The sequence below is a fragment of the Lysobacter sp. HA35 genome, assembly GCF_054061195.1.
In genome coordinates, this window is record NZ_JBSSDY010000001.1 from 2657492 (window position 1) to 2679860 (window position 22369).

The following is a 22369-nucleotide window of genomic DNA, read 5'->3' on the forward strand; positions in this document are numbered from 1 at the left end:
CATCAGATCTCGACCGGCGCGCCCATCTCGACCAGGCGATTGCCGGGGATGCGGAAGAAGTTGCTCGCCGCAGCCGCGTTGCGATGCATGAAGGCGAACAGCGCATCGCGCCAGATCGGCATGCCGCGACGGGGCGTCGCGACCACGGTCTCGCGGCTGGCGAAGTAGGTCGTCTCCATCGGATCGAAGCAGATGCTGCTGCAGTCCACCGCACGCATCAGCGCGAGCGGCACGTCTGGCGTTTCCATGAAACCGAAGCGCAGCGTCGCGCGATGGAAGCTGTCGCCGAGCGGCTTGATCGCGAGCCGTTGCGCCACAGGTACGAACGGCACCGGCTTGGTTTCCACCGTCAGCAACACGTTGTGCTCGTGCAGCACGCGGTTGTGCTTGAGGTTGTGCAGCAGCGCCTTCGGGACCACCGCCGGCTGCGACGTCAGGAACACCGCCGTGCCCGGCACGCGCAACGGCGGCGCGAGCATCAGCGCATCGACGAACTGCTCGACCGCGATACCGTCCTTCAGCACTTCGGCCTGCAGCAGCTTGCGGCCGCGACGCCAAGTGCGCAGCACCGCGAACACCAGCACGCCGAGCAGCAGCGGGAACCATGCGCCGTCGAAGAACTTGGCGAGGTTCGCGCCGAGGAAGGCGAGGTCGACGCCGACGAACACCGCGACCATCGGCCAGTACAGCCACGGCGACATCGGTGTGCGATGGCGCGTGGTGACGATGAGCAGCACGCTGGTAATCAGCATCGTACCGGTCACCGACACGCCGTATGCGGTCGCGAGCGCGGTGGAGCTGCCGAAGCCGATGACGGTCGCGATCGTGCCGATCATCAGCATCCAGTTGATCGCCGGCACGTAGATCTGGCCGAACGCATCGCGCGAGGTGTGGCGGATGCTGAGTCGCGGCAGGTAGCCGAGCTGCACGGCCTGTCGCGCCGCCGAGTACGCGCCGCTGATCACCGCCTGCGACGCGATCACCGTCGCCAGCGTCGACAGCCCGATCATCGGATACAGCGCCCACGACGGAACGCCGAGATAGAACGGGTTGTCGATCGCGGTGGGATGCGCGAGTACCAGCGCGCCCTGCCCGAGGTAGTTGAGCGTCAGTGCGGGCAATACGACCAGCGTCCACGCCCACTGGATCGGGCGGCGACCGAAGTGGCCCATGTCGGCGTACAGCGCTTCGCCGCCGGTGACCGCCAGCACCACCGCGCCGAGGATGAAGAAGCCATGCGCGCCGTGCGCCTCGAAGAAACGCATCGCCCATATCGGATTGAGAGCGGACAGCACCTGCGGATGCAGCGCGATGCCGCGTATGCCGATGACACCGAGCGCGGCGAACCACACGAGGATCACCGGGCCGAACGCCTTGCCGACCGCATCGGTGCCGAATCGCTGGGACGCGAACAGCACAACGAGCACCGCGATGGTGATCGGCAGCACCCAGTGCGACAGCGCAGGCGCCGCGACTTCCAGCCCTTCGATCGCCGAGAGCACCGAGATCGCCGGCGTCAGCACGCCATCGCCGAAGAACAGCGCCGCGCCGAACACACCGAGCAGGCCGACCACGTAGATGCCGCGCGTGCCGCTGAGCGTGCGCTCGGCCAGCGCGGACAACGCCATGATGCCGCCCTCGCCACCGTTGTCGGCACGCATGATCACGCCGACGTATTTCGCGGTGATCACGATCATCAGTGCCCAGAACACCAGCGACAGCAGGCCGAGCATGGTCGGCGCGTCGGGCGTCAGGCCGTAGTGCGGCAGGAAGGCTTCCTTGATCGTGTACAGCGGGCTGGTGCCGATGTCGCCGAAGACGACACCGAGTGCGCCGAGCGCGAGCGTGCCGAAGCGCCCGCGCGGCGCGTGGGCGGGAGTGGTTGGGGTGTCGATGCGCACGAGGCGCTCCGCGATGATCCGGGCGTGCAGTGTCGGACCGCGGCGCGTAAAGGCGGAAGCCCGAAACCCGCGTCGCCGCGTAAAGTCCGCATAAATTCGACGGGTCGATGCGTATCGACGCCTACGCAACGGTGACAATGACGCGACTTCGAGGCCGACCGACGTGAACGCGCCACCGCTCGCCCGTCCGCAACGTCCCGTGACCGCCTACATGCTCGCCGTCGCCGGCAGCATCGCGGCGGTCGCGACCGCGCAGCTCCTGCAACGCTGGCTCGGCGTCAACGATCTCTCGCTGGTGTTCATGCTCGCGGTGCTGGTGGTGGCCTCGCGCACGCGCACGGGTCCCGCGGCGCTCACCGCGGTGCTGTGTTTCCTCGCCTACAACTTCTTCTTCATCGAGCCGCGCTACACGCTCTACATCGGCGCGTCGCACAGCGTGGCCACGGTGCTCGCGTTCCTCGCCGCGGCGCTGCTTGCGGCTCGCCTGGCGACGCGACTGTCGGAACAGATCGAGGCCATGGCCGAAGCGCAACGCCACGGCGCGGCGCGACAGGCACTCGGACAGCAGCTCGCTGTTGCGGCCGACGAATCGGACGTGGTGCGCGCCGCGCATGACGGTTTCCGGCACGCGCTCGATGCGGAAGCATGGCTGCGTCTCGACGGCCATGCGCGTCACGAGTCCGTCGAAGACCAGGGCTGGTGGATGCTGCCGCTGCGCACGCCCGACCGCGTGCTCGGTACGCTGGGCCTGAAACTGCCCGATGGCCTGCCGCGACTGGAGCCCGGCGAACGCGACGTCGCCCGTGCGATGGCGGACGACATCACGCAAGCATTGCTGCGCACGCGGCTAGTCGCCGAACTCGAAGCGCAACGCGTCGCCGCCGAAACCGAACGCCTGCGCAGCGGGCTGCTCGCCTCGGTGTCGCATGACCTGCGCACGCCGCTGGCGTCCATCATCGGCGCCGCCGAAACGCTCGAAGCCTGGGGCGACGACATAGCCGCCGACGACCGCAGCGCGCTGCTCGCCACAGTGCGCGAAGAAGGCCTGCGGCTGGATCGCTATATCCAGAACCTGCTCGACATGACGCGGCTCGGGCACGGCGTCGCACCGGTGCGCGACTGGTTCGGGCTCGACGAACTCATCGGCGCGGCGATCGCGCGCGTGCAGCGGCACCGTCCTCACGCACGCGTGGACGTCGACGCCGAACCGTCAATGCCGCCCGTGTTCGTGCAGGGCGCGTTGATCGAGCAGGCGCTTTACAACGTGATCGATAACGCGCTGAAGTTCGGTGGCGACCGCAACACCGTCCATGTTGACCTGCGTCGCAATGACACGTCATTCGATATCGCCGTCCGCGACCACGGCCCCGGCATTCCCGAAGCCGAACGCGAGCGTGTGTTCGAGATGTTCCATCGCATCGAACGCGGCGATCGCGGGCCGTCAGGCACGGGACTCGGTCTCGCGATCGCCCGCGCGATCGTGCTCGCACACGAAGGCACGATCGCGATCGAACCGGCACCGGGCGGCGGCGCATGCGTACGCATCACGCTGCCTGCGAGCGATGCCGCATGACCGACACCCCGCCCGCACGCGTACTCGTGATCGACGACGAGCCGCAGATCCGTCGCTTCCTCGACATCTCGCTGCGCACGCAGGGTTACGTCGTGATGGCGGCCGCGACGGCGGATGAAGGCCTCGCGCAGCTCGCCACCGAAGGCGCCGACCTCGTCATCCTCGATCTCGGCCTGCCGGACCGCGACGGCATCGATGCGCTGCGCGAACTGCGGCAGTGGTCGAGCGTGCCGGTGATGGTGCTGACCGCGCGCAGCGACGAGGACGAGAAAGTCGCGGCGCTCGACGCCGGTGCGAACGACTACGTCACCAAACCGTTCGGCATTCGCGAACTGATGGCGCGGCTGCGTGCATTGCGGCGCACGCAGGCGACGGTCGACGGCGAACCCGCGGTTTATGACGACGGCGAACTGCGCGTCGATCCGCTGCGTCGTGAAGTCACCATGCAGGGCCGCGCGCTCGCACTGACCCGCAAGGAATACGTGCTGCTCTCACTGCTGGTGCGCCATGCCGGCCGCGTGGTGACCCAGCCGCAATTGCTGCGCGAGGTGTGGGGCCCGACGCATCAGGACGACACGCACTACCTGCGCATTCTTGTCGGCAAGCTGCGACAGAAGCTCGGCGACGACGCCACGCATCCGCGCTGGATCGCGACCGAGCCCGGCGTCGGCCTGCGTTTCCTCGGGCGCGGCTGATCGCGACTGCCGCAAACGAAAACGCCCGCCATAAGGCGGGCGCTGTACATCGATATCGCGAAACAGTTACTGCAGCGAAGCGCGCGGCGGCGACTGCTCGGAACCGACCTGACCCTGCTGCTTCTTGATCAGTTCGATCTGCTCGGCGCCCATCTGCATCAGTTCCTTCTTGCGCGCGGCCATCTGCGTGCCGAGCTCGTCGAGCTGCTCGCGGCTCAGCACCTGGCGCGCCGTCTTGAACATGTCGGTCTCTTCTTCCTTCGCGTGATGCTCGATGAGCTCCTTCAGCACCTTCGCGCGGCCGCTGAAACGATCGCTGGTGACGTCGGTGGCGAGCAGGTCGGGCAGCACGAGTTCACCGGCCGCGCGGTGTTCTTCCAGCGCTTCGAACACGGTGGCTTCGTCGTCGCCTTCGCCCACCGCTTCCTTGAACGCCGGGTAGAAGATTTCTTCCTCGATCTGCGTGTGCACGTCCAGCTCGAGGCGGATCTGCTCCAGCAGCTGCGTACGGGTCTTCTCGGCGCGCTTGGTGGTTTCGGTCAACTGCGAGAGAAGGCCACGCACCTTCTCGTGGTCGGCCTTGAGGAGTTCGATGGCATTCATGCGGTCACCCGGTCGGTGGAGGAAAGGTAGGCCTGCGACGATGCCAGCGGCCCTGTGAGGCCAGCGTCAGACGTGCTTGACGATCCAGTCCACAACGCGTTCGTGATAGTCGACGCGGTGTGATGGTTTGCCGCTGCCCGCCAGCGAATGCGTGCCGCCCGGGTACACGACCATCATGCAGTTCTCGTTTCCCGCACGAATGAGGTTCGCGAACATCTCCTCAGATTGTCCGACCGGACAACGCTGGTCGTCCTGACCGTTGAGCATCAGCATCGCCGCGCTCGTATCGGGCACATGGTCGATTGGCGACAGGCGCGTGTAACGATCGTTCGCCTCGAACAGGTTCGCGTCCATCGCGTACGGCGTGACGTAATAACCCGTGTCCGAGTTGCCGCCATGCGATTGCAGGTTCGCGACCGGTGCACTCACCACCGCGGCCTTGAACAGTTCCGTCGTGGTCGCCGCCCACGCACTCAGGTAACCGCCGTACGACTTGCCGTAACAGCCGAGTGAATCGTTGATCGTGCCTTCGTCGCGCAGGGTCCTGATGATGGCTTCGACCTGCGGCATGTCGTACTCGCCCCAGTGTCCGCATAGCCTGCGTGCGAACTCGGGGCTGTAGCTGCCCGAGCCCACCGGATTCGGTGCGACCACCGCGTAACCTTTCGCGAGCAACGGATACCAGTACACGTGGCTCGCGAAGTCGAGCAGCGTCACGCTCTCCGGGCCGCCGTGGAATTCCAGCAGCGCAGGGAACGGGCCGTCGCCCTGCGGCGGCAGCAATACCCAGGCTTCGACACGCTCGCTGCCGCCCTTCGCGTCCGGCACGTCGAACCAGCGCTTGCGCACGCGCGGCCGCAGCCGCTTGGAGAACCAGCCGCGATTGAAGGACGTCAGGCGACGTTCGTTCCCGCCGTCCCAGTCGACCCGGTACGTCTCGTCGAGCTGTCGTATCGACGCGGCGACGAACACCAGCCCGTCGCCGCTATCCGACAGCGCGGTGACATGCCGCAGCCGACGCGCGACAGAAGTGAGTTCACCGCGGTCGACATGCAGTACCGCGATCTCGAACAGGCCGCGCCGCGACGCGATGGTCGCGATGCGATCGCCATCGGGATGCCAGACGATGGACGCGCCTTCGAGCTGCAGCTCATCGCCCTTCGGACAATCGCGCCGCCCGCTTTCGACGTCGTGGATGTAGAGCTGCACCAGCGACTCGCCTTCGATGCGGCCGCGCGCCAAACGCGATGCGGCGGCCGTCGGGCGAGAACTTCAGGCCGCTGATTGAATACAGATCGGTGACGATGCGATGCGGGTTGCCGCCTTCGCCATCGGCGAGCCAGAGATCGGTCTGGTGACGCTGCATGCCCTCGCGCTTGCGCGAGTAGGCGAGATGCTTGCCGTCCGGCGACCACGCGGCATCCGACACATCGAAGTCACCCTCGACCAGCGGCGTGATCTCGCCGCTTTGCGCATCGACCGACACCAGCCGCGTACGCGAACCAACCTTGGTGCCGGATCCATCAAGCTTGTAGGGCAGGTAGCGCACGACGATCGGACGGTCCTTCGCCTTCGGGTCGTCGCGCTCGTCCTCCTTCCATTGCACGCTCTGCAGTGCGAGCAGCCGCTTTCCGTCGGTCGACCATGCCAGCACGCTCGAGATCGAATCCTTGGTATTGGTGACCGCGCTCGCTTCGCCGCCGTCGAAGTCGATGACGTAGATCTGCGAGCCCTTCTGCGGGTCGCGTTGACTGACGAACACTGCGCGCGTTCCATCGTGCGAAACGACGATCGACCGCGCGTCGAACTCGGGCGCCGTCAGCCGCTTCGCGCCGCGACCGCCATCGCGTTGGGTATCGAGAAGCCATGCCGTCGATCGATAACCGCCGCTGCGCTTGGCACGCGACATGACGACCACGGCGCGCGTCGAATTCGGGGTTCCGCTCAGGTCCTGCAGATGGCGATGGCGATAGATGTCGTCAGGCGTAACGGGTCGCATACGCAGTGGCAGATCTCGGGATGGATAAAAAAAGAACGCCCCGGCGATAGCCAGGGCGCGGGTAGACGCTGACGGCCGCGCGAAGCGGCCGTCGTGGTCATGCTTAGCGGCGCTGGTCGCGGTTCTGCTCGTTGTTGTTCTGCTGCGAGCCACCTTCGCGGCGCTGCTCGTTGTTCTGCTGCGAGCTGCCTTCGCGGCGCTGCTCGTTGTTGTTGTTCTGGTTGTTCTGGCCTTCGCGGCGCTGTTCGTTGTTCTGGTTGTTCTGGCTCATTGGTCTGCTCCTGTGGGGGATTAGATGGGCCGGTCGGTGCCGGCCCTTTAGCATTTCAGTGGCGCCGCCCTCGGCGTCCTCGCGTCTTCGTGTTCGTCGTTTGTTGCGTACAGTTGACCCGAATCACGGTTAGCGTCGCGTGCAATTTAGGTCGTTACCGCGTCACGACGAGCAGCAGTGCTGAAGCGTTAAACGATGTGGACACTGCGTCAGTGCCGCACATGCGCAATGACTTCGAGCTCCTCCGCAAGCCAGCTGCGCACGCGCGCTTCATGCCGCTGTTCGTTGGCGAGTGCATTGCGGAACTCGGTGACGAGTTCGTCTTGGCCGAAACCGTCGAGCAGTTCGATCAGCAGTTCCCAGGACGCGTTGTCGATGAGCTCGGCCGCCAGCAGCACCTCGAGCGCCTGCGCGAACGTCGTGCGCGGATCATTGATCGCCTGCAACAGGCCCATGCCCTGTACGCCGGTGACGTCTGCGCACGGCGTCTGCACCGTGCTGTCGCCACCGAGGCGCTCGATCGACTGCGCGAGCAGTGCGAAGTGCGAGGCTTCGTCGTCGCGGATTTCCTGCAGCGCGTTGATACTCATGTCGCCTGGCAGTCGGTCGACCAGCGCGGCCTTGCGCAGCGCCGCGTCGTACAGGCGCACGCCGCTGCGTTCGAACGCAGCGCGCTCGCCGAGCTTGTCGAGCAGCACGTGCATGCGATGGCCGGTGAGTGCCTGCGCCGCGGCGCCGACGACGCCTTTCACCGACGTCGGCGGCGGCACCGAGCCGACGCTTTCGCCGTCGGTCACATACTCGGCGCGCAATTCATCGGCGCTGATCGGCGGGCGGCCGACGTCCAACTGATAGTTCTGCATCTCGCGCAGCTCGCCCGCGTCGATGGGCGAGGCCTTGATGCCGGTGCGGTTCTTTCCAAGCGTGATATCGGGTTGCATATGGAGTCCTCGATCGTCAGGCCGCGCGCGCCATCGGCGCGGCGAGTTCGGTACCCGGGCGGTAGACGTAGCCTTCGGCCACGGCCTCGGTCGGCGAGCCCTGCGAATTCATGTGCTCGCGATACGCGATGGACGCTTCGCTCTCCGCACCGTCCTGCTGGTATTCGGCGCCGATGACGCGATAGTCGACCTCGCGGGTCAGCACGTCGCGCACGTAGTCGCGCTGGCTGGCGAATGGAATCGGATCGGGCAGCGACTCGCCGAGCAGCTCGGCCGGGTCGCGACGCGCCACCTGCTTGAACAGTTCCATCACCGTCTGCAGCTGGCCCATCTCGTAGTCGAGGAAGCGTTCCCAGATCGCCTTGATGCGCGGGTTGGTTTCCTGCTGCACGCAGCCGTAGTAGTTGTAGACCTCCATCAGCTCGTGCATGAGCCACTGCTCCATCCACGTCTGGTCGGGGTCGATGATCGATTCGTACTGGGTGACGTGCTGTTCCTCGATCGATGCGATCTCCGCGTAGAGCAAGCGGGCGACCGGGTCGGTAAACAGCGGCCCCACATTCATGTAGTAGTTGTGGGTCTGCTGCTCGCTGGCCATGATCGTCAGCGCATGCAGTTTGCTCAGCGGATGCGCGGTCTTCGCATCCATCGGCGTGCGCAGGTCGTCTTCGGGGTCGCGGTGTTCGACGATAGTCGGGCGGCCGGGAAGAATGTCGGTGTAGCACTGCAGGATGTTGTTCGCGTCCTTGCCTTCCAGCCGGTCCAGCATCGCGCTGTAGCGATACATATGGTCGAAGTCTTCGAGCAGGCCGAAGCGATAGGTCTGCGCGAGGTATTCGTCGGGCTCGCGCTGCGCGACCGCCGCAGTGACTTCGATCGCCACCTGCTCATACGCGATGGTGGTTTCCAGCGGCGAATGATCCGCACCGATCAGCCAGTTGATCATGGTCGCCTGGTGCTGCTCGACGCGACGGATCTTCGCGAGCGGCAGTCGTAAATCGCGATTCATGCGCGCACACATGTGCGAGAAACGATTGGCTTCCAGCTCAAGCCCGTTCATGAGGATGATGCGCACGCGCGTAAACGCGTCGTCATCCAGTTTGCTGATCGGCGTCTGCACGAGTTCGCGCCAGGTGAATCGCTGCCGGTCGATCGGACAGCCCTTGATGTCGTTGAGGCTCAATGCCATCGCAACGCACTCCTGATGGATGGTGGTGCCGCATCCATTCGCAATGAGCGTGCCAGCGTGCGAATCGCATGCATGTCGTGCGAACGCGTTCGAAGCGACCGCCCGTCGGCGTGCAATTCGTGCGGTGGTGCGCAGCGGCCATGCCTTCACGAGCCGTCGCCCTGAACGGGGGTAGCGTCGCCGTCCGGCCCACACACGGGTCCATGCTTCGAACCGCTACGTCGCAGCATCCCCACGAATGGAGACGTCCGCATGAACGCCAAAACCCCTCTCGCACTCGCAGCCGCCGCGCTGGTGATGCTCGCAACCACCGCGTGCAATCGCAACGCCGATACCGCCGGTGGCACCAACAACACGCCGGCGCCGACGACCGACACGGCAGCGAACGACGCCACCAACAGCGGCACCACCGCCGCCGGCACGCCGACCGCAACGCCGCCGGCGGATACCGCTGCTACGCCGCCGGCCACGCCGCCGAGCCAGGGCGAAGCGCTCGCACTGCTCAACGTCGTCAATGATCACGAGATCAAGACGGCCGAGCAGGCGAAGAGCAAGAAGGTCACCGGCGACGTGCTCGCGTATGCGAACCAGATGCAGACCGAGCACGGCAAGAACATGTCGGACACCAAGAAGCTGCTCGACAAGAACGGCGGCGCGCCGGCCGACACGCCGGCGATCACCGACCAGAAGTCGAAGGGTGATGCCGAAACGCAGCAGCTCGCCGCGCTCGACGGCGATGCCTATGCGAAGGCCTACATCGACGCGATGGTTACCGACCACCAGGACGCGTTGAACAAGCTCGACACGGTGCTGATTCCGGCCGCGACCGACGACGCCGTCAAGAAGCACCTGCAGATGACGCGTGACCACGTGCAGCAGCATCTGGACAAGGCCAAGGCCCTGCAGGCCAAGCAGGGTGGTTCGAACACGCCCGCCGGCGCCTGATCCATCCCGCGGCAATCAATGGGACCCGCGCTTCGGCGCGGGTCTTTTTCGTTACGTCTCATGAATTTCGTTGCTGAATGCGCTCAGGCATCACGCAGGTTTACGGCGCACCGGCGACGCTGACACGGCTCGCAGAGGACTCCGCCATGACGCGTTCACCATCATCCGATCACGCGTCGCCCGCATCGAACGCCGGCGACGACGAACGCACATCGAACGAGAAGGATCGCGGAGAGCGCCTGCACGACGCGGCCGACCGCGACGTCGAAAGTGGACGCAACAGCGGACGCGCATCCGACGATACGCGTCAGGGGACGTAAGCCCGTCTAACCGTTTCCGCCGTCCGCGCGCGGCGTGCCTTCGGGTGCGGTTTCGGTGCGCGGTTCGGCGAGCGGATCGCGGCGGATGTCGCGCTCGTGGCCGTCATTCGGCGGCGTCAGCACCGCGCCCTGGCCGGGCTGGTCGTGGCGATCATCGGGCTTGCGCAGTTCGCCGCGCTCGAAGCGCACTTCCTCGTGGTTCGGATCGTCGCCATGCAACTTGGTCATCGCCGTACTCCGCGAACAGGACAGCTCGACGCTAGCGCGCCTGCCGCTGCCGGCGCGTGAGCATCACTTTTCCTTGCGATAGTTCAGCGATGCACGGTTTTCCACCGTGCTCGATTCGAAGGTGAAGTCGACGCCGCGGCGGATCAGGTACTTCAGCGTCAGCACCTGGCCGGAACCGAACAGCGATACGCCGTAGCCGACGTACAACCGCGGCGACAGGTACTTGCCGATGCCGATCACGCTGCCGCCGAGCGTGCGGCTCTGGCTCACGCCCGCATCGTCGAGACCGAGTCGCGCACCAAGCTGCGAAGCGAGCAGGCTGCCGCCGGCCGACAGGGCCGCGCTCGCCGCACTGATCTGGTCGCCCTGTTCACCGCCCACCGTCGGCAGCGGACGGCCGAGCGCGAGATACGACAGCGCTTCGGACTGCGTGCCGCCATCGCTCGACCACACGTTCGCGCGCGGCCGCGATGCGCGACCGGTGACGTCGATGCCCGCGGTCACGCCACCGGCATCGCGTTCGGCGCGCACGTCGAGAATCGGATCGCCGATGTCGCCGCCCTGCCAGACCAGATGTCCGCGGGTGACGTCGAGCTTCTGCCCGTAGGCGACGTAGCGGCCGCTCACGTCCATCTGCCCGCGCGCCGACGTGCCGCTGCCCGGCGACTGCCGCACCTGCACGCGCCCGGTCAGCTTGCCGTCGAGGCCGAAGCCCTGCAGGCGCACGTCATTTCCCGCGACCAGTGCGAGATCGAGTGCGAGCGGCGTCTTGACCTCGGCCTTCGCATCGACGGGATCGAGCACGACGACATCGGGCGATGCGCTCACGGGCCCGTCGAGACGCTCGAGCATCAGCAGCGCCGACGGCACGACGACGGTGCCGGTGACGGTGATCGGCTGGCCCGCCGACGTGCGCACCTGCACATCGGGATTGGCGACGGCGCGCAGTTCGCGGGTGTTCGCGACCTGCACGTTCGTGCCGCGCAGATTGAGCTGCAGCGGCGCGCCGGTGTCGCGCCAGCCGAGGCGGCCGTCGATGTTGAGCACGCCATCGCCGGAGCGCACATGACCATTGATGCGCGCGTTGCCGTCGGGCCCGGCATCCAGCGTCGCCACGCCCTGCGACAGGTTGAGGCCGAGCGCCGGCATCTCGGTGGTGAAGCCGGTGAGTTGCGCATGCCCGCCAAGTGCCGGCGCGAGCCGCGTGCCGCCGAGCGTGATGCGACCGGTGACGTGTCCGCGCGGGTCGACGATGTCGGGCGAGAACAGTTCCATCCAGGTGAGCTCGTCGGTGTCGACGCTGACGTCGCCCGACAGCGGCGCATACGCCGCCCAGCCGCTGCTCACGTGGCCCTGTATGCGGCCGCGATCGAACAGGCCGGAGTTGAGGTCGACCTGCAGTCGCTGCGGATCGAACGCGACGCGCGCATCGAGTGCACGCCAACGCAGCACTTCGTACGCCTGCGTGGCATCCAGCCGGAAGCCGCCCTGCGGCGACGTCACGTGCGCAGTGCCGCGCCACGACGCACCGGCGGAACGTACCTGCGCCTGCGCGTCCACGCTGCCGCTGACCAGCCACGGCGTGCCGTCCGCGCGCGCCGGCAGGTAGCCGGCGATCAGCGTCAGCGGCAGGCCGCGCGCGGTGACGTCGGCGCCGCGACGCGGCCAGTCCGCATTGCCGCAGAGCTCGCCGCCGGCGGACGAACGCAGGCATGTGGAGTCGACCGCGATCGCACCGCCGCCGAAGCGCACCTGTGTCGCGCGCGACAACTGCCATGCCGCGCCGCGTGTCGGCGAGAGTTGCAGCGTCGCGACGTTCGCCTGCCACTGCGCGCCCACATGACGCAGCGCGCCCGCGACGGTCGCGCCACCGAAATCGCCGTGTGCATTCGCGCGCAGCTGCAGCGCTTCGACCGCGCCGCGTGCATCGGCATCCAGAGCGTCCAGCGGCATGCCGAGCTGCAGCCCGCTGCCGTGCACGGTGAGCGCACCCGGCGCGCCGCCCGCATGCCAGGGCAGTCGGCCCTTCGCGACCAGCGTGGTCGCGCGATAACTCGCAAACGCGACGTCGCGACCGTCGAGATCGGCCGCCACATCCGGCGCGGTGCGCGGGCCGGTGACGCGCAGCGTGCCGCGTACCACGCCGCGCGCGTCGGGCAGCAGATCGGCGAGTTGCACCGGCGAAAGCTTGGCGTCGATATCGAGCCGATCGCCGATGCGGCCGCGTGCGTCGAGACGACTCGTGCCGGCGGTGAGCTGCACCTCGCCGTCGACATCGCTACCGCGCAGGTGCGCCTTGCCGTGCCCGGCCAGCGCCCGACCGCGCAGCGTGCCGCCAATGCGCGGCACGTCGAAGGTCGCATCGAGAACGCCGGCATGCCCCGGCGTTCCGGCCGAGCGCGACCCGCGCGTGTGCAGCGACGCGTCCACCGCGCCCGGCCAGCCCGCGACGAGGAACGCGGGATCGAACCGTTGCAGCTGCACGTTCGCATCCCAGCGCGCGAGCGGCGCGAAGCCCGCGCTGCCCTGCGCGAGCAGGCGGCCCCCGCCGACATTCAATGCCGCGACGCCCCGATACAGCCCGTCGTCGAGCGCGACATGCGCGCTGCCGCCCATGCGACGCGCGCGCAACGTGCCGCCGAGTTGCGGTACGTCGATCACCGCGTGCAGCGCGCCGGCGTCGTCGCGATGGCCTGTCGTTGCGATCGCGCCATGCAGCGCACCGCTCCACGCGGGTGCGAAATAGCCGGGATCGAAACCCGCCAGCTGCGCGTGCAGATTCCAGTCGAGCAGCGGTCGCGCGGTGATGCGGCCGTTCGCGTCGAGCACGCCGGTCGGCATGCGCGCCTGGAGCTGCTGCAAGGTGAGTTCGGTCTGGCGCCCGGTGCCCGCGAGCGTCAGCTGCGCATTGCGACCGTCGCGCGACAGCGTGCTGCGTCCGTTGACCGTCCATGCGGCCTGCGTACCGGCGATCGCAAGATCCGCATCGGCGGCGACCTGCGACGTGCCTTCGCCCCAGCGCAGCCCGCGCGCGGCGACGGTGTAGTCGACACGCGCATTGCGACGCTCGCCGAAATCACCACGTCCGCGCACCACCACACGTCCGCCGAGCAGCTCGACATCCAGTGGCGCGAACGCGAGCACCTGCTGTTCGAGATGCAGCGTCGACGGATGCACGACCACGCGCGTGTCGCCGCTGACGACGGCGCCCTGCAGCGTGCCGTCGCCACCGAGGCCGTGCGCATCGAAATCGATGTCGGTGGTTTTCGGCGGATCGGCGGGCGTGCCGGAGAGCGCGGCGGTGTCGATGCCATGCGCGTTCGCGCGCAGCTGCCAGCGCGGGCGATCGGCGCCGCGCAGGGTGAGCGTTGCGCGCACCGGGCCGGGCGCCGCGCCCGCGAGCGCGACGTCCATCGCATCGAGATCGCCACGTGCGACGAAGCCCAGTCGCAGCGGCGTACGTGAATTCTTCACCGGCACCAGCGCGGTCGCGACCAGGTCGGTGCGGTAGTGGTCGACCGGCGCGTACGTGCCGTTCAACGCGAAGTGCCCGCGATCGCTGTCGATATCGACGTGCGACACGGTGAGCTTGCCCGTCGCCGCATCGAGCCCGCCGCGCACACGGCGGATGTCGATCAGCGGCGCGGCCTGGCGCGTGACGCGCAGCCCGTCGATGCGGATGTCGTCGGCCTGCAGCGACAACGGCGGCGCGATCTGCGGCAGCGAGTCCGGCCAGCGCGGCAGTTCGAAGGGTTTGTCGCTGGGCGGAAGATCGAGCGTCGCGCTTTCGATCTGCATCGCGTCCAGACGCAGGCGTCGGCCGAACAGCGGACGCAACGCCGGATCGATGGTGACGCGCTGCGCGGCGAACGCCAGCTTCTTCCAGCGAAAGCGCACGTCGTGCAGCGTCATCGGGCCAGATGCGGGCCCTTCCGCATCCTTCCATTCCAGCGATGCATCGGCGGGAAGCCGCGACTTGATCTGCGCGAGCAACAAGTCGCGACCGGCGATCGTCGTCAGCAACCAGTACGCGAACGCGACCACGGCGACGAGCAGAACGCCGGTGGAGATCGCGCTGCGGACGCCGAGCTTGCGCAGCCGCGCATGGCGTTTCGCACGCAGCTCGCGGATGCGCGCCTCGCGTTCCTCGGGCGTGGGTTCGCGCGGGTCGCGCGGCGGTGCGTCGGGCAGCGGGCTCACAGTTCCGCTCCCAGCGAGAGATAGATCTGCACCGGCGAATCGGGTGAGTTCAGGCCGTGCGCGATGTCCACGCGCACCGGGCCGACCGGCGACTTCCAGCGCACGCCGATACCAACGCCGGTGTGCAGGTCGGGCTTGTCGTTGAACGCGCTACCGGTGTCGACGAAACCGGCGACGCCCCAGCTGTCGTTGAGGTAGTGCTCGAACTCCGCGCTCGCGGTCACCACTTTTTCCGCGCCGACGGCGAAGCGCCGACCGGGCGGGCCGATGCGCGGGCCGACTTCGCGCCAGCCGTAACCGCGGATGCTGCGCTCGCCGCCCGCATGGAAACGCAGGCTCGGCGGCAGCAGGTCGGTCGGCGTGTCGCTCCAGGTCTGCCCGAGTTCGCCGCGTGTGATCAGGCGATTGCGCGGGCCGAGGCCGTGATACCAGCTCAGCGCCGCATGCGCCTGCACGAACAGCACGCCGCTCACGCCTTCCGCGGTGCCGCGGCCGCCGCGCAGGAACGCGCTGGCGCCGTAACCGCGACGTGGCATCAAACGATCGTCGACATCGACATAGCTCGCGTCCATCTGCGGGTATACGAACGACGCGTAGCGATAATCCGGCGGTGTCGACGGGTCGCCGTCGTCTTCCGCCTCGTAGGCCCAGCGCTCGCGCAGCACATGCGCGCCGACCACCGCATCGAAATGACGATTGATGCGCCCGCTGCGGCTCGCGATGAATTCCAGGCGGCGATCGTCGATGAAGTCGGTCTGCTCGTCCGCGCCCTGCAGCGCGACGGTGTACCAGCCGTCGACCCAGGCGAACGCGGGAATGCGGTATTGCAGCGTCACCGTCTTGCGGCGCTGTGCGTAGTCGAGGTCGACCATCGCCTTGTGCCCGCGACTGTTGAGCCAGCGACGATCCATGCCCAGGTGCACGCCCGCGCCGCTGTCAGAGCCATAGCTCAGGCCGACCGTGTACACGCTGCGCTTGGCGGGCGTCAGCGTGACGTCGATCGGCACTTCGCGATCGACTGCTTTTTCGGGACGCGCCGCGACGTCGATGCCCGAGAAATAGTCGAGCCGCTGCAGCGATTCGCGCAGGCGTTCGACGCGCGCCTGCTGGTACGGCGCGCCCGGTTCCCAACGCACCATCTTGTGCAACAGCGAGTCGTTGATGATGGCTTTCGGCGTCTGCGTGAACGTCACCGCCCCCATGCGGTAGCGCGCGCCGCTGGCCCAGAGCAGGTCGATGTTCGCGTCGCCCGTTGCGCGCGTGACTTCGACACGATGCGTGGTGAGGTCGGCATCGAAATAACCACGCTCGGCCAGCGTGCGCGACACGCGCGACTTGCTCGCCTCGTACGCGGTGTGATCAAGCACCTCGCCGACGACCGGGCGAAACGCGTCGAGTTGCGTGCGCACCGCATCGTCCTTTGATGCCTCGCCTTCCACGCGCACGGACTCGCGGCCGATCTTGACCGGCGAGCCGAGCGTCACGTCGACGCGCACTACCTCGCCGTCGCGGCTCACCTTCACCGTCGGCGAGTAATAGCCGAACGGTTCCAGCGCGGCGCGCGTTTCCGGTTCGACCTGTTCGATCAGATACGCGAGCCGGCGATCACCGAGATCGGTGCCGGTTTCGTCGTTGATGGTGAGCGACTCGACGACGTTCGTCGTCATCACTTCGTCGAGCCCATGCACTTCGACGCGCGCGACGCGTGCCGCCCATGCCGGGAAACACGCGCCGAACGCGAGGAGTAGGACGATTACGGCGCGTCGGCCGCGCGGACGGGTCGGCATCGGCTCAGGATAGCGACGGCCACGTTAAACCGGCCGTGACGGCCAGATGTCAGGTGGACAGGTACTCGATCGCGGCGACGCTGCCGAGGCGGTCCGCCAGCCGCTGCAGTAGCGCGAGGCGATTACGGCGCACGGCCTCGTCGTCGACGTTGACCATCACCTTGTCGAAGAACGTATCGACCACGGGGCGCAACGCCGCAAGGCGCGCCAGCGTGCCGACGTAATCGCGCGAATCGAGCAGTGGATCGGTGTCGGTGATCGCGGCATCGACCGCACTCGCCAGTTCGCGTTCCGCATCCTCGGCATACAGCGACGGGTCAAGCGTGGTCGCGACTTCGCCGTCAGCCTTGCGCAGGATGTTGCGGATGCGCTTGTTCGCCGCGGCCAACGCTTCGGCTTCCGGCAGCTGCGCGAACTCGCGGATCGCGGCGAGGCGCACATCGAAGTCCGGCAGCGATTCGTGCACGACGTTGAACACTGCATCGAACTGCTGCGGCGTGATGCCGCGATCGGCGTAGTAGCCGCGCAGGCGGTCGTAGATGAAGTTGGTGACGTCGTACGCGCTGGCGTCCTTGGTCTGCACCGGCTGCAGCGCGACCGCGCGTTCGACGACGTCGTGCAGCACCAGGTCATGCCGGCCCTCGAGCAACGTGCGCGCAAGGCCCAATGCATTGCGGCGCAGCGCGAACGGATCCTTGTTGCCGGTCGGACGCAGGCCTGCGGCGAAACCGCCCGCCAGCGTATCGAGGCGTTCGGCGATCGCGACGACCTGGCCCAGCGTCGAGCCCGCGATCGCATCGCCGGCGAAACGCGGCATGTAGCCTTCGTCCAGCGCCTGCGCGAGTTCGTAGCGAACCGGTGTCGCCGACGTCGGCCAACGCTTCGTCGTGCAACGCGTAATAGCGACCGGCGATGCCCTGCAGTTCCGGGAACTCGCCGACCATGCGCGACTGCAGGTCGTTCTTCGACACTTCCGCGGCGCGTCGTGCGAGCGAGGGCTCGACGCCGACTGCGGCCGCGATGCCTTCGGCCAGCGACGCGACGCGCGCGGCCTTGTCGGCGACGGTGCCGAGCTTGGCCTGGTAGGTGACGGTCGACAGCCCGTCGCCCATCGCGGCCAGGCCCTGCTTGAGGTCCTCGTCGAAGAAGAACTTCGCATCGGCGAAGCGTGGACGGATCACGCGCTCGTAGCCCTTGCGCACTTCCGACTCGTCCTTGGATTCGATGTTGGCGATGCCGACGAAGTGCTCGGAGAGGCGGTCGCTGGAATCGAGCACCGGGAAGAACTTCTGGTTCGCCTCCATGGTGGCGATCAGCGCTTCCTGCGGCACGGCGAGGAACTCGCGCTCGAAGCTGCAGAGCACGGCCTTCGGCCATTCGACCAGGCCGTTGACCTCTTCGAGGATGCCGGGCTCGATGCGCGCGACGCCTTCGACCGAACGCGCGGCGCGCTCGACCTCGCCCCGGATCTGTCCGCGGCGCTCGTCGGGATCGACCAGCACCTTGGCCATGCGCAGCGATTCGACGTAGTCGGTGGGATCGGTGAACCACACCGGCTTGTCGTGCATGAAGCGATGGCCGCGGCTCATGCGGTCGGCCTTAACGCCCAGCAGTTCGACGTCGACGATGTCGCCGCCGAGCAGCACCACCAGCCAATGCACCGGACGCGCGAAGCCGAACTCGTTCGCGCCCCAACGCATGGGCTTGGGAATCGGCATGCCGGCAACGGCCTCGGCGAGGATCTCGCCCAGCAGCGACGCGGTCGACGCACCCGGCTTCACCGCGCGATACACGAAACGCTCGCCCTTGTTGTCGGTGACGCGCTCCAGTTGCGTCCAGTCGACGCCGGCCTTCTGCGCGAAACCTTCCAGCGCGCGCGTCGGCGCACCGTTCGCGTCGAGCGCGACGTTGAGATACGGCCCCAGCACTTCCGACTTCTGTTCCGGCTGCTGCAGCGCCACCTTCGGCAGTGCGACCGCGAGGCGACGCGGCGTGTACAGCGGCTTCGCGCCCGTGCGGTCGATTTCCACGCCGCGCTTTTCCAGCCCGGCGACGACACCGTCGAAGAATGCCTGCGCGAGCGCCGGCAATGCCTTGACGGGCAGTTCCTCGGTGCCGAGTTCGATCAGCAGCGGCTTCATCGCGCTCATATGACGTCCTTGCGCATCGCGATCAGATCGTCGCGGCCACGCTCATGAAGATTCGGAGGAATCGGGTGGGCCTGCGCGTTTTTCCACAGCAGTACCAGACCCGCAATCGGCGCGAGAAAAAAGCCGAACGCGAACCACACCCAAGGATTTCGGTTCGTCGTCTGCGCCCAGTACGCGCAGAACACGCCGGCCATAAACGCGCCCCAGCCCGTGGAGACGACGACAGGGTTGGTCATGCCGCGCGATCCGTCGGCTGCGGAACGAGGAATGGAACGTAGTGCGACGCGAACACCTCGAGCGCTTCGCAGCGTTCGACATGCGCGGCGAGCGCGGGCCAGCGCGACAGTTGGACCGGCGCGGCGTTGCTGCCATGGGTGACGTAGCAGGCGACGGTGATGTCGGCGAGCGTCATCGTGTCGCCGACCAGCCATTGGCCTGCACGCGCGGTGCACGTGGCGTCGAGCGCGTCGTACGTGCCTTCGATCTGCGCGAGGCTGCGATCGAGCAGCGGCTGCGAGCGCTTGTCCGGCGAATGGAAGATGCGCTCGAGCACGATCGCCACGGCGCGATCGGCCGCACCACTCGCAAGCCCGATCAGGCGCATCGCTTCGCGACGTTCCGCACCGCTCGCGGGCAACAACGGCGCGCCCGGCGTTTCGTGTTCGATCCAGTCGAGGATCGACGACGACTCCATCAGCACGTCGCCGTCGTCGAGCACCAGCACCGGCACGCGGCCGAGCGGGCTGTAGTCGCGGATGCGGTCGAAGTCCGCACCGACCGACCACGGACGATGCTGGAACGCGATGCCGCGCAACGCCAGTGCGATCGCGACGCGGCGCGTGAACGGCGAGTCGTACATGCCGATCAGGATCATGCCGTCACCGCCGGCTTCTTCAGCCCCGGGAAGCCGAGCTTCTCGCGCTGCGCGAAGTAGGCCTGCGCCACGCCCTGCGCCAGCTTGCGCACGCGCAGGATGTAGCGCTGGCGCTCGGTCACGCTGATCGCGCGACGCGCGTCGAGCAGGTTGAACGAATGCGAGGCCTTGCAGACCTGGTCGTAGGCCGGCAGCGGCAGGCCGAGTTCGATCAGCTTGTTGGCCTCGGCTTCGCAGGCGTCGAAACGATGGAACAGTTCGGCGACGTCGGCGTGCTCGAAGTTGTACGCGCTCTGCTCGACCTCGTTCTGGTGGTAGACGTCGCGATAGGTGACGGGCGTGCCGTCGGGGCCGATCGTCCACACCAGGTCGAACACGTTGTCGACGTTCTGCAGGTACATGCAGAGGCGCTCGAGACCGTAGGTGATCTCGCCGAGCACCGGGCGGCATTCGATGCCGCCGGCCTGCTGGAAATAGGTGAACTGCGTGACTTCCATCCCGTTGAGCCAGACCTCCCAGCCCAGTCCCCAAGCGCCGAGCGTCGGCGATTCCCAGTTGTCTTCCACCAGGCGCAGGTCGTGCACCTGCGGATCCACGCCGAGCGCCTTCAGCGAGTCGAAGTACAACTCGACGATGTTCGGCGGCGACGGCTTCATCACTACCTGGTACTGGTAGTAACGCTGCAGGCGGTTCGGGTTCTCGCCGTAGCGGCCGTCGGTGGGACGACGACACGGTTGGACGTAGGCCGCGTTCCACGGCTCCGGCCCGAGCGCGCGAAGGAACGTCGCGGGATGGAACGTGCCGGCGCCGACCTCAAGGTCGAGCGGCTGGATGAGCGTGCAGCCCTTGTCGCCCCAGAAGGCGTTGAGGCGCTGGATGAGTTCCTGGAACGTAGGGGCCGGCATGCGTCGTTCCGTGTGGCTTCGCGGAAAGCGGGCTAGTATAGCGACGGCATTTTCGCCCCCTTTTTCCGGGCCTTCAGCGGCCCGATCGCGACGCGCACGCGTGCCCGCTCCCACCCGTTTCCATGGTCCCCCGGCCGTGATGCCTCCCGTCCTCATCCTCGAAACCGGCCAGCCGGTCGCCTCGATGCGCCGCTACGGCGGTTTTCCCCATTGGATCCGCACCGCCGCCGGCCTGCCGCGCGACGCGGTGGTGGTGGTCGACGTCGAGCATGGCCAGCCGCTGCCGGCACGCGACGACTTCGCCGCCGTGGTCATCACCGGCTCGGGCGCGATGGTCACCGAGCGCTTGGACTGGAGCGAGCGCACCGCCGCGTGGTTGGGCGACGCCGCCCAGGCCGGCCTGCCGCTGTTCGGCATCTGCTACGGCCACCAGCTGATCGCGCACGCGCTCGGCGGCGAGGTGGGCTGGCACCCGGAAGGCCGCGAGATGGGCACGGTGGAGATCGAACGCCTGCCGCCGTCGAACGACGACCCGTTGTTCGCGCGCCTTCCGCATCATTTCGCGGCGCAGGCCACGCACCTGCAGTCCGTGCTCAAGCTGCCCGAGGGCGCCACCTTGCTCGCCAAGTCCGACCACGACCCCGTACACGCCTACCGCTGGCGCGATTCCGTGTGGGGCGTGCAGTTCCATCCGGAATTCAGCACCACGCACATGCGCGGTTACGTGCGCGCGCGCCGCGATGCGCTGCACGGCGAAGGCCTGTGCGCGGAGTCGACCGAACGCGGCGTCAGCGCGACGCCGCATGCGCGTCGCGTGCTGCAGCGGTTCGTGAAGTTCGCCTTCGACCGCGCGGAGGGCCGCGCATGAACGTGCGCAAGGTGCCCGTCGCGCGCGGCGTGGAGTGGATGAAGGAAGCGGTCAACATCGGCCGTCGCAATCCCCGCGCGGTGTTCGGTGCGGCGGTGCTGTTCCTGTGCACGCTGTATTTCGCGTCGGTGCTGGCGGTGTTGCCGGTGGCGTCGCGCCTGCAGGGCCGCAACGATCTTTCGCTGGGCGAATCCGTCGCCGTCGCGATCCCGCTGTTCGTCGTGCTGACGCTGGTGATGCCGGTGCTGCTCGCGGGCCTCATCCATGTCATGCACGAGGCCGAGAACGGCCGGCCGACGCGTGCACGCGACCTGTTCGCGGCCTTCGGCCACGGCCGCGCGCGTCCGCTGATGACGCTGGGCCTGGTGCAGATCGTGTTCAACCTCGGCTGCGTCGCGCTGATCGTGCTGCTCACCGGACCGCAGTACTGGGCCGACAGCATGAAGGCGTTGCAGGGCGCACTGAGCGGGCATTACATCGTGCCGCCCGAGCCGCAGCATCCGGTGCTGCTGTTCTTCGTGCAGATCCTGCAGTTCGTCTTCAACTACTTCAGCGCAGCGCTGATGCTGCTGTGCGTGCCGCTGATCGCGCTGTCGAACGTCGGCATCGTCGAAAGCCTGCGTCTGGGCTTCCGCGCATCAGTGGTGAACCTCGGCGCGAACCTGCTGGCGTCCTTGGTGTTCCTGGTCGGCTTCGTGGTCGCCGCGATCGTGGTGACGCTGATCACCGCGGTCGTCGGTGGCATCGCCGCCGTCATCCATCCGGTGCTCGGCGCGATGATCGCGCTCGCGGTGTGGGCGGCGTTCGCGGTCGGCGTGCTGGTCGTGCTGGTCGCCGTGAGCTACTACGCCTGGCGCGACATGTTCGACCCGCCGGCAGAAGCCGGCAGCGTCGACACGCGCATGCAGATCGAAGCCTGA

At 67.5% G+C, this 22369-nt stretch carries 19 protein-coding genes and 1 pseudogene; 6 read left to right on the plus strand and 14 right to left on the minus strand.

The features are described from left to right. Positions 1-2: 2 nt before the first annotated feature. Entirely contained in the window at positions 3-1901 is a 1899-nt protein-coding gene (locus ACVWZN_RS12875) for a potassium transporter Kup (RefSeq protein WP_456954165.1), read from the minus strand. Between the two features lie 163 nt (positions 1902-2064). Here ACVWZN_RS12875 and ACVWZN_RS12880 point away from each other — a divergent pair, with 163 nt between their 5' ends. Next, complete coding sequence (locus tag ACVWZN_RS12880) at positions 2065-3474, plus strand: sensor histidine kinase (protein WP_456954166.1); 1410 nt, start codon at positions 2065-2067, stop codon at positions 3472-3474. After that, the gene (locus ACVWZN_RS12885) at positions 3471-4169 is read left to right on the plus strand and encodes a response regulator (RefSeq protein WP_456954167.1); all 699 of its coding nucleotides are present in this window, start codon (positions 3471-3473) and stop codon (positions 4167-4169) included. Before ACVWZN_RS12880 ends, ACVWZN_RS12885 begins: the two co-directional genes overlap by 4 nt. A 66-nt stretch (positions 4170-4235) precedes the next feature. Here the strand turns inward: ACVWZN_RS12885 and ACVWZN_RS12890 are convergent, their stop codons facing one another. The 6 genes from ACVWZN_RS12890 to ACVWZN_RS12915 all read right to left on the minus strand — a co-directional run bounded on the left by ACVWZN_RS12890 (position 4236) and on the right by ACVWZN_RS12915 (position 9172). Further along, complete coding sequence (locus ACVWZN_RS12890; protein WP_456954168.1) at positions 4236-4772, minus strand: hemerythrin domain-containing protein; 537 nt, start codon at positions 4770-4772, stop codon at positions 4236-4238. A 66-nt stretch (positions 4773-4838) separates the two neighbouring features. Further along, on the minus strand, positions 4839-6014 hold the full coding sequence (locus ACVWZN_RS12895) for a S9 family peptidase (protein ID WP_456954169.1): 1176 nt from the start codon (positions 6012-6014) through the stop codon (positions 4839-4841). Next, entirely contained in the window at positions 5923-6771 is an 849-nt protein-coding gene (locus ACVWZN_RS12900; RefSeq protein WP_456954170.1) for a TolB family protein, read from the minus strand. Before ACVWZN_RS12900 ends, ACVWZN_RS12895 begins: the two co-directional genes overlap by 92 nt. 103 nt (positions 6772-6874) lie before the next feature. Further along, positions 6875-7042, minus strand: a complete 168-nt coding sequence (locus ACVWZN_RS12905; protein WP_155914376.1) for a hypothetical protein — start codon at positions 7040-7042, stop codon at positions 6875-6877. A gap of 209 nt (positions 7043-7251) precedes the next feature. Next, positions 7252-7983 (minus strand): ferritin-like domain-containing protein, encoded by a 732-nt coding sequence (locus ACVWZN_RS12910; RefSeq protein ID WP_456954171.1) that lies wholly within the window; start codon positions 7981-7983, stop codon positions 7252-7254. Positions 7984-7999: 16 nt separating this feature from the next. After that, on the minus strand, positions 8000-9172 hold the full coding sequence (locus ACVWZN_RS12915) for a hypothetical protein (protein WP_456954172.1): 1173 nt from the start codon (positions 9170-9172) through the stop codon (positions 8000-8002). A 252-nt stretch (positions 9173-9424) separates the two neighbouring features. On the opposite strand from ACVWZN_RS12915, the gene ACVWZN_RS12920 reads away from it, so the two are divergent. Next, positions 9425-10117, plus strand: coding sequence for a DUF4142 domain-containing protein (locus ACVWZN_RS12920; RefSeq protein ID WP_456954173.1), 693 nt, complete (start codon positions 9425-9427; stop codon positions 10115-10117). Between the two features lie 146 nt (positions 10118-10263). Next, entirely contained in the window at positions 10264-10437 is a 174-nt protein-coding gene (locus tag ACVWZN_RS12925) for a hypothetical protein (protein ID WP_456954174.1), read from the plus strand. Between the two features lie 6 nt (positions 10438-10443). Here the strand turns inward: ACVWZN_RS12925 and ACVWZN_RS12930 are convergent, their stop codons facing one another. The 7 genes and pseudogenes from ACVWZN_RS12930 to glyQ form a co-directional block, all read right to left on the minus strand. Further along, positions 10444-10665, minus strand: a complete 222-nt coding sequence (locus ACVWZN_RS12930; protein ID WP_456954175.1) for a hypothetical protein — start codon at positions 10663-10665, stop codon at positions 10444-10446. 63 nt (positions 10666-10728) lie between these two features. Next, the gene (locus tag ACVWZN_RS12935) at positions 10729-14865 is read right to left on the minus strand and encodes a translocation/assembly module TamB domain-containing protein (RefSeq protein ID WP_456954176.1); all 4137 of its coding nucleotides are present in this window, start codon (positions 14863-14865) and stop codon (positions 10729-10731) included. Continuing rightward, positions 14862-16652: an autotransporter assembly complex protein TamA gene (locus tag ACVWZN_RS12940; protein ID WP_456954177.1), complete on the minus strand. Its 1791-nt coding sequence runs from the start codon at positions 16650-16652 to the stop codon at positions 14862-14864. The genes ACVWZN_RS12935 and ACVWZN_RS12940 overlap by 4 nt, the downstream gene beginning before the upstream one ends. 151 nt (positions 16653-16803) lie before the next feature. Next, positions 16804-18802 (minus strand): annotated as a pseudogene (gene glyS, locus ACVWZN_RS12945) (glycine--tRNA ligase subunit beta); the annotation flags it as partial. Next, a complete protein-coding gene (locus ACVWZN_RS12950; RefSeq protein ID WP_027083596.1) occupies positions 18799-19038 on the minus strand; it encodes a hypothetical protein in 240 nt (79 codons plus the stop codon). The gene ACVWZN_RS12950 and the pseudogene glyS, both read right to left, overlap by 4 nt. Then, positions 19035-19676, minus strand: coding sequence for a glutathione S-transferase family protein (locus ACVWZN_RS12955; protein ID WP_456954178.1), 642 nt, complete (start codon positions 19674-19676; stop codon positions 19035-19037). Before ACVWZN_RS12955 ends, ACVWZN_RS12950 begins: the two co-directional genes overlap by 4 nt. Further along, positions 19673-20581: a glycine--tRNA ligase subunit alpha gene (gene glyQ / locus ACVWZN_RS12960; RefSeq protein WP_027083594.1), complete on the minus strand. Its 909-nt coding sequence runs from the start codon at positions 20579-20581 to the stop codon at positions 19673-19675. The genes ACVWZN_RS12955 and glyQ overlap by 4 nt, the downstream gene beginning before the upstream one ends. Positions 20582-20720: 139 nt before the next feature. Between glyQ and ACVWZN_RS12965 the strand changes: the two genes are divergently transcribed. Both ACVWZN_RS12965 and ACVWZN_RS12970 read left to right on the plus strand, forming a co-directional pair. Then, positions 20721-21449, plus strand: a complete 729-nt coding sequence (locus tag ACVWZN_RS12965; RefSeq protein WP_456954768.1) for a glutamine amidotransferase — start codon at positions 20721-20723, stop codon at positions 21447-21449. After that, complete coding sequence (locus tag ACVWZN_RS12970; protein ID WP_456954179.1) at positions 21446-22369, plus strand: hypothetical protein; 924 nt, start codon at positions 21446-21448, stop codon at positions 22367-22369. Before ACVWZN_RS12965 ends, ACVWZN_RS12970 begins: the two co-directional genes overlap by 4 nt.

Bases quoted from the DNA above. Each gene is read 5' to 3' on its own strand.
- ACVWZN_RS12885 (WP_456954167.1), top strand. From the start codon at position 3,471: ATGACCGACACCCCGCCCGCACGCGTACTCGTGATCGACGACGAGCCG.
- ACVWZN_RS12890 (WP_456954168.1), bottom strand. From the start codon at position 4,772: ATGAATGCCATCGAACTCCTCAAGGCCGACCACGAGAAGGTGCGTGGC.
- ACVWZN_RS12900 (WP_456954170.1), bottom strand. From the start codon at position 6,771: ATGCGACCCGTTACGCCTGACGACATCTATCGCCATCGCCATCTGCAG.
- ACVWZN_RS12905 (WP_155914376.1), bottom strand. From the start codon at position 7,042: ATGAGCCAGAACAACCAGAACAACGAACAGCGCCGCGAAGGCCAGAAC.
- ACVWZN_RS12910 (WP_456954171.1), bottom strand. From the start codon at position 7,983: ATGCAACCCGATATCACGCTTGGAAAGAACCGCACCGGCATCAAGGCC.
- ACVWZN_RS12915 (WP_456954172.1), bottom strand. From the start codon at position 9,172: ATGGCATTGAGCCTCAACGACATCAAGGGCTGTCCGATCGACCGGCAG.
- ACVWZN_RS12920 (WP_456954173.1), top strand. From the start codon at position 9,425: ATGAACGCCAAAACCCCTCTCGCACTCGCAGCCGCCGCGCTGGTGATG.
- ACVWZN_RS12925 (WP_456954174.1), top strand. From the start codon at position 10,264: ATGACGCGTTCACCATCATCCGATCACGCGTCGCCCGCATCGAACGCC.
- ACVWZN_RS12930 (WP_456954175.1), bottom strand. From the start codon at position 10,665: ATGACCAAGTTGCATGGCGACGATCCGAACCACGAGGAAGTGCGCTTC.
- ACVWZN_RS12940 (WP_456954177.1), bottom strand. From the start codon at position 16,652: ATGCCGACCCGTCCGCGCGGCCGACGCGCCGTAATCGTCCTACTCCTC.
- ACVWZN_RS12950 (WP_027083596.1), bottom strand. From the start codon at position 19,038: ATGACCAACCCTGTCGTCGTCTCCACGGGCTGGGGCGCGTTTATGGCC.
- ACVWZN_RS12955 (WP_456954178.1), bottom strand. From the start codon at position 19,676: ATGATCCTGATCGGCATGTACGACTCGCCGTTCACGCGCCGCGTCGCG.
- glyQ (WP_027083594.1), bottom strand. From the start codon at position 20,581: ATGCCGGCCCCTACGTTCCAGGAACTCATCCAGCGCCTCAACGCCTTC.
- ACVWZN_RS12965 (WP_456954768.1), top strand. From the start codon at position 20,721: ATGCCTCCCGTCCTCATCCTCGAAACCGGCCAGCCGGTCGCCTCGATG.
- ACVWZN_RS12970 (WP_456954179.1), top strand. From the start codon at position 21,446: ATGAACGTGCGCAAGGTGCCCGTCGCGCGCGGCGTGGAGTGGATGAAG.